The organism is Achromobacter sp. JD-1, from assembly GCF_038594925.1.
In the GTDB taxonomy this organism is placed as follows: Bacteria; Pseudomonadota; Gammaproteobacteria; order Burkholderiales; family Burkholderiaceae_B; genus Achromobacter; species Achromobacter spanius_C.
Window position 1 is genome coordinate 190,852 of sequence record NZ_JBCGCS010000002.1, and the last position, 6,515, is coordinate 197,366.

Annotated in this window: 6 protein-coding genes; all 6 read right to left on the minus strand. The window is 65.0% G+C overall.

The window, feature by feature from the left end; genetic code table 11:
- Positions 1–17: 17 nt before the first annotated feature.
- The 6 genes from WBR68_RS04095 to WBR68_RS04120 all read right to left on the minus strand — a co-directional run bounded on the left by WBR68_RS04095 (position 18) and on the right by WBR68_RS04120 (position 6,275).
- Positions 18–1,637: a heme biosynthesis HemY N-terminal domain-containing protein gene (locus WBR68_RS04095; RefSeq protein ID WP_050446010.1), complete on the minus strand. Its 1,620-nt coding sequence runs from the start codon at positions 1,635–1,637 to the stop codon at positions 18–20.
- Positions 1,638–1,642: 5 nt separating this feature from the next.
- A complete protein-coding gene (locus WBR68_RS04100) occupies positions 1,643–2,836 on the minus strand; it encodes a uroporphyrinogen-III C-methyltransferase (protein WP_127183851.1) in 1,194 nt (397 codons plus the stop codon).
- Positions 2,837–2,873: 37 nt separating this feature from the next.
- Complete coding sequence (locus WBR68_RS04105) at positions 2,874–3,674, minus strand: uroporphyrinogen-III synthase (RefSeq protein ID WP_230693595.1); 801 nt, start codon at positions 3,672–3,674, stop codon at positions 2,874–2,876.
- Complete coding sequence (hemC, locus tag WBR68_RS04110; protein WP_230693596.1) at positions 3,674–4,621, minus strand: hydroxymethylbilane synthase; 948 nt, start codon at positions 4,619–4,621, stop codon at positions 3,674–3,676. Before hemC ends, WBR68_RS04105 begins: the two co-directional genes overlap by 1 nt.
- 118 nt (positions 4,622–4,739) lie before the next feature.
- On the minus strand, positions 4,740–5,459 hold the full coding sequence (locus WBR68_RS04115) for a TerC family protein (RefSeq protein WP_039883011.1): 720 nt from the start codon (positions 5,457–5,459) through the stop codon (positions 4,740–4,742).
- A 117-nt stretch (positions 5,460–5,576) separates the two neighbouring features.
- Entirely contained in the window at positions 5,577–6,275 is a 699-nt protein-coding gene (locus WBR68_RS04120) for a TerC family protein (protein WP_050446013.1), read from the minus strand.
- Between the last annotated feature and the right edge of the window lie 240 nt (positions 6,276–6,515).

The following is a 6,515-nucleotide window of genomic DNA, read 5'->3' on the forward strand; positions in this document are numbered from 1 at the left end:
TTTGTCTGAAGAAATGTTCAAAGCGAGCCGTCGTCCTTGAACGGCGGCTTGGTCGCCGGCACGGGGGCCGACGCCGGGGCGGGCGCGGGCTTCGGGCTGGTGGCAGGCGCCTGCGAATACGTGGGCACGGGGTCATCGAAAGCCGCCGCCGGAATCGGGGCGCTGTCGAAGTACTCGTCAATGTCGGACGTGCCGCCAGCCAGCGGCGCGTCTTCGGGCGCCAGCGCGCGGTCGCGCTGGTCGCGGCTGACGCGGGCATCCGGGTCCAGCACGTAATCAGAGGCCGAGGCCGCCACGGCGGGCGGCAGCGGCAGGTAATCGCCAGCGATATCGGCGTCGCCATCCGTGTCAGACAAGCCCACCGCATAGCCGCCTTCGGCGTCTACACGATACGGGTCTGAGCCGGTATCCGCGGCGGGCAGCGCGCCGTCGGCGGCCAGTACCGGCAGCGCCATGCTGGCGGCGGTTGCCAGGCGCCAGTGCCGCATTGCGTCAGCAGGCCGGTCAAGGCGGTCATACAGGCTACCCAGCAAGGCGTGCGTTTGTGCATCGCTGCGCCGGCTGAGACTGCGCAACAGGTACCGTTCGGCCTGGCCCCACAACTGGCCGTTCAGGCAGAGCATGCCCAATGCGGTGAGCAGGTCGGGGTCGGTCGGGCGCTGCTGCAGCCATGTCTCGGCCTTGGCCAGACGGCGCGACACCTGCTCGGCTTCACAGCGGGCGTAAGCCGCCACCAAGGTCGGATTGAACTTGACGGCAATGGCGGCTTCCAGCACGCGCGCCGCTTCGTTGGCTTCGCCAGCGGCATCAAAGGCAGCCGCACCGGACAAGGCGACGTCGGGCAGCAGGCGCTCTTCGGCTTTCAAGTCTTTCCAGATGGCGCGCCAGGCGTCGCCATGGGCGGCTGCGCGCAAACGCGCCGCGCCGGAAGCGTCGATCAGCGCATCGGCTTCGGAGCGGGCCAGCGCATTGCGGCGCACCAGGCCCCGAGCCAGGGTAAAGACTTGTTCATGGTGATGCAGCGCGGTGTGTGCGCGCAGCAGCAGGCGCATCGTGTGCAGGTGGCGAGCGCCGCCGTCAGCCAGGGGCGCAAGCACCGCCAGCGCGCGTTCGGGACGGCCCTGGTCCAGCAGCATATCGGCCGACACCGTTGCGGCGGCTTCAACCATGCCCGGGTCCGTGCCAGCCTGCTCTTGCGCGGTGGCCAACAGACGGTCGCGGCGATCGAACTCGCCCAAGCCGTGCGCGGCACGCGCCGCCGACAAGGCCGCCAGCACGCGGCGCGTCTGCACCTTGGTCTGGTCGAGCAGCTTGGTCAGGTCTTTCTCGGCCACGGCGTAGCGGCCTTCAAGCAGGCCGATCCAGCCGCGTTCCAGCAATTCGTGGTCGCGCGCCTGCGCACGCTTGCCGCGCCACACGCGAACGCGGTCCGGAATGGCAAGCAGCCACGCCAGAAGACGCAGCCCCACATAAAGCACGATGAAGGTTGCTACGATCAGCAGCACCGCCAGCGTGAGCGACATGTTGATGCGCCACGGCCAGACCAGCAACAGCACGTTGCCGGAATGCGAGCGCAGCACCACCGCCAGGGCGACGGCGATGACGGCGAGCAGCAGTGTCCAGAACCAAGTACGCATAAGGTTCAGTCCTGCTCGCTGGTCTTGAAGCCCGCGGCGCGCAAGGCGGCCACGGCGTTCAAGCTGTCGGCCACATCAGGCATGCGCACGGCGATGTCGGTCTGGGCCAACTCGCGTGCCAGCGTTTGCGCGGCGACGGTGTCGGGGGAGCGGCTGTCAAAATACTTGGACAAGGTCACGCCCACGTTGTCGAGCTCGCTCTTCCAGATGGCAGGCTGACGCATCAGCATGGCCAATTGAACGGTCAGCAGGCGCTGGCGCAGCGTGCCGCGCACCTGGTCGGCCTGTTCTGGCGACAGCAGCAGCGCGGCGGGTTCGTCAACGCGCTGAATGGTGATCAAGCCGCCCAGTTCCTGGGCCAGTGCCGAGCCGGCACGGCCGGGCCAGGAGACGACCTCGGCACGCCAGCGCTGCCACCACGGCGCGTCGGCGGGCAGGCCGGCTTGCGGATCAATGGCGGGCGCGGGTGCGGCAGCCGGTTGGGCTTCACCAGCGGCGGCCACGCCCGGCGCCACGGCATCGGGCACCAGCAGCGGCGCCTTGCCCACCAGCGCCACCAGGCGTTCGATGCGTGCGGATTGGGCGGGGATATCCACCGTGGACACCGCGCGCAGGCGGTCCAGGTCGCCGTTGATGGCTTGCTGCAGGCTGGAGAAACGCGGGCGGTCGGCACGCGCCAGACGCGATTGCGCGGTTTCCAGCGCAACGATGGCGTTGGAGACGTTGCCGGCCAGGCGCAATTGCTGATTGGCAATGGTCAGAAGTCGCTCAACGTCGTTGGCCAGCAGTTCATCGCTGGCGCTGTCATTGAAGTTCTGCCAGGCCAGTTGCAGCGCGTTGTATTGGCTTTGCGTTTCGCGGACGGTGTCTTCAAGCTCGCCCACGCGGCCAGCTTGCGCCTGGGCCAAGGCCAGCGCTTCGCGCGTGTCCTTGCGCGCCTGTGCGACGTCGGCGGTCAGGGTGTCGATACGGGAAGCCACCTCGCGCCCGGCGGACACGAACTGGGTGCGTTGTTTCCAGAGCGCATAACCCAGGCCCACGGCCAGCAGGATGACGATTATCAGGGCGGTGACCAAGGGGCCATTGCCGCGCTTGGCCGGACGGGCCTTGACGGGATCGGCCGGGGCCGATGCGGGCGCGCTTGCGCCCGGGGCGGCCGTTTGAACGACCGGATCGGTAGCGGGAGTCTTGTCTGTCATGACGCGATTGTATTCGGTGTCAGTCCGATGCAACGAATCAAGCAGCAACAAAAGCCTGGAATATCGACTCGTCGTTGGGCAAGCAGATTTTTACCATTGCTGGCCCGTCGGCGCCATGACAGGCCGGTGGGACGCGGCGCGCCAGCGACGGGTGCGTCAACACAAAACGGCATTGTTGCCACCATGAGGCAAGGCCCGCCGCGTCCAGGTTCGCGCGTATGGCATCCGCGCCTTCCCCGCTGGTGATGAGCCAGGTGGCGCGAACGCCCGCGTCCGCCCAGCGCCGCAACGCCGCCAGCGCCTCGGCATCCCAGACAGCCGGACGCCTGAGATAGGCCGCATGGCGCGTCACGACGGCGCCGTGAGCCTCAAGCTTGTCGCCCAGCCAGTCGCGGCCCTGTGTGCCGCGCACCAGCAGCACGCGGGACGGCAAGCCGGGCAAGCCGCAAAGGACCTTCCACAAGGCTTCGGAATCGTGGCTGGGCGCGTCGTCGCCGGGATGCAGGACTGTTGTATTCGCGCAAAAGGCGGCCGATTCGCGCAACGCTTGCGCGCTGGCGGGGCCCACTGTGGCGGCGATTACATCAGCGGGCCACACGCCTTCGCCATGCGCGACTGAAAGTTGCCGCAGGTATTGCTTGGCCGCGTTGCCACTGACGAACACAACCATGTCGAAGTCCGCCGGACGCGGCACCTGCGCGGCGGGAACCTCGAATGCATGGATTTCCAGGGCTGGAAGCGTGCAAGCCAACCAGCCGGCGTCGGTCAGACGGCCGGCCAGCGCCTCGTTACGGCCCTCGGGCCGCGTCAGGACGGCGACTCGGGCGGGGCTGGACATCAGTCCGGCCGAGGATCGGCTTGCAGCAGTTCCTGGAGGATGACGGCGGCGCCGGCATCCAGCAGCTCTTGTGCAGCAGCTTCGCCCAGCGTTTCAGCATCGGCCACGGGGCCGCTGTGGGCCGTACGGACCATGCGTACGCCATCCGGCGAGGCCACCAGTGCGCGTAGCGACAGCGTATCGCCCGAGATCTGGGCGAAGGCCGCCAAGGGCACCTGACAGGAGCCGCCCAGCCTGCGCGACACCGCCCGTTCCGCCAGCACGCACGACGTGGTGGGCGCGCTGATCAGCGGCGCCAGCCACGCGCGCATGTCGTCGCGATCGTTGCGGATTTCGATGCCCAACGCGCCCTGCCCCGCGGCCGGCAGGCTATCGGCGGGGTCCAGCAGGCTGCTGATACGCGCCCCCAGGCCCAGGCGTTCCAGGCCGGCGGCGGCAAGCACAATGGCGTCGTATTCGCCTTTGTCCAGCTTGCCCAGGCGGGTGTCCAGGTTGCCGCGCAGCGGCTTGACCACCAGCTCCGGAAAGCGCGCGCGTATCTGCGATTCGCGGCGCAGGCTGGACGTACCCACGACGGCACCCGCTGGCAGATCAGCCAGGCTGGCATAGCGATTGGAGACGAAGGCGTCGCGCGGGTCCGCGCGATCAAGAATTGCGCAGAGCTCGAACGGAGCTTGCAGATCCACCGGCACGTCCTTCAAGGAGTGCACGGCCAGATCAGCGCGTCCGTCGAGCAACGCGTTTTCAAGTTCCTTGACGAACAAACCTTTGCCACCGACCTTGGACAAGGTTCTGTCCAGGATCTGATCGCCTCGGGTCGTCAGGGTAAGAAGCTCAACTGCGCACGCTGGGTACAGCGTGCGCAGTCGGTCACGCACATGCTCAGCTTGCCAAAGGGCAAGCCGGCTGGCGCGGGTCGCGATGACCAGGCGTTGCGGAAGAGACACGAGCGGTCATCAAACGAAATTGGAGACGATGACCGTCGCGACTATCCCGAGGATGGCCAGCACGAAAAGGCCCTGAAGGAGGCTCAGGCCCGATTCGGATTGCTGGGGATCGACGGATCTACGCAGACTCATGTGCTGATTCCTTGGAAGCGGTTTTGCGGCTTGCAAGCCACCGTCCAAGGACAACAACGAGCAAGGCGCCGATAATTTCTGCAGCGATTTTAACCGTAGTCGGCTGCACACCGAATTGACGTTCGACAACCACATCGGTAATCAGCATGCCGCCCGCGATCCAGCCCAAGAGAGCCGCGCCAAAGGTAACAACCAGCGGATACTTGTCGATCAGCTTCAGAACCAGCGTGCTGCCCCAGATGATGATCGGCACACTGACGATCAGGCCGAAGGCGACCAGGCCGATCTGATGGTCGGCGTGGGCGTTCTGGGCCGCGCCGGCAATGGCGATCACGTTGTCCAGGCTCATCACGAAGTCGGCGATGATGATGGTCTTGATGGCGGCGGCGATGGACGTTCCGCCCTTCACATTGCCATGCGCGTCGTCTTCGGGGATCAGGAGCTTGACGCCGATCCAGACCAGCAGCAAACCGCCAACGACCTTCAGGAACGGAATCGACAGAAGCGTCAATGCAAAAGCGATCAGCACGACACGCAGGATGATGGCGCCCGCGGTGCCCCAAAGAATGCCCTGCATGCGCTGCTTGGGCGCCAAATTGCGGCACGCCAACGCGATCACGACCGCGTTATCGCCGCCGAGCAGGATGTCGATGAGAATGATCTGGAATACCGCTGCCCAACTCAGCGTCTGGAAAAACTCAAGCACTATAGAACCCCCGAAGGCATTTATGAAAAGAAAGGCCGGTCCCGAGCCGGCCATCCCGCCGCGCCGCGCGCGGCACGGCAGGATCATTCAAAACAACTGATTATTGTAATTCAGCTTTCATTCAGCTTTCTGGCGCATCAGTAAAACTTTACCAATCGCCAACACCAGCACCGCGCCCAGTGCGCCCGTCATCAGCGCGAAGCTGTGATGGGTAATGCCCAAGGCCGCGTCAATACGGGCCACCGGCTCCTGCAAGGCGGGGTCTCCGACCAGCAACTCGCCAGCGATAAAGCCCAGCAACGCCGCACCCACCCAGACGATGACGGGGAAGCGCTCGATGACCTTCAAAAGCAGCGTGCTGCCAAAGATGACCAAGGGGATGCTGATGGCCAGGCCCAACACCAGCAAAGTCGTATCGCCCATTGCCGCGGCGGCGACGGCCACCACGTTGTCCAGGCTCATGACCAAGTCGGCGATCATGATAGTGCGAATCGCGGTCAGCAGATTACCTTGCGTCTTGCCCGCGCCATCTTCTTCGCCTTCCGGCAACAGCAGCGTCACGCCGATGTAGACCAGGAGCAACGCGCCGATCAGCTTCAAGTACGGCAACAGCAACAACTTGGCGGCTACCAAGGTCAGCACGATACGCATGATGATCGCGGCGGCCGAGCCGATCGTGATCGCTTTCTTTTGCTGCGCCGGAGGCAGCGAACGCGCCGCCAGCGCAATGACCACGGCGTTGTCGCCCGATAGCAGAATATTGACCCAAATGATCTGGAGCAGCGCTATCCAGAATGCCGCTGAACTGAGTTCCATGCCTCTCTTTCCTAGGTGTTGATCCCCCTAGGACGAACCAAATTAATGGATGAACAATACAAGAGCCGTACTGGCCGTCTTCGTGCGAGCGCGACGGCATTCTTGCTGGGTACGAGCGAAATTTCTTTCATTATAGTTTCGTTCAGCTTGCCGAATGGTTGCACGACTGCGTTTTGGAACGCGGGATTACCCTAGGAAAGCACAGAAAATTTTCGCCCTCCCCCGCACGGCGGATGCACG

Coding starts and splice junctions, on each gene's coding strand:
- WBR68_RS04095 (WP_050446010.1), bottom strand. CDS start 1,637: ATGCGTACTTGGTTCTGGACACTGCTGCTCGCCGTCATCGCCGTCGCC.
- WBR68_RS04100 (WP_127183851.1), bottom strand. CDS start 2,836: ATGACAGACAAGACTCCCGCTACCGATCCGGTCGTTCAAACGGCCGCC.
- WBR68_RS04105 (WP_230693595.1), bottom strand. CDS start 3,674: ATGTCCAGCCCCGCCCGAGTCGCCGTCCTGACGCGGCCCGAGGGCCGT.
- WBR68_RS04120 (WP_050446013.1), bottom strand. CDS start 6,275: ATGGAACTCAGTTCAGCGGCATTCTGGATAGCGCTGCTCCAGATCATT.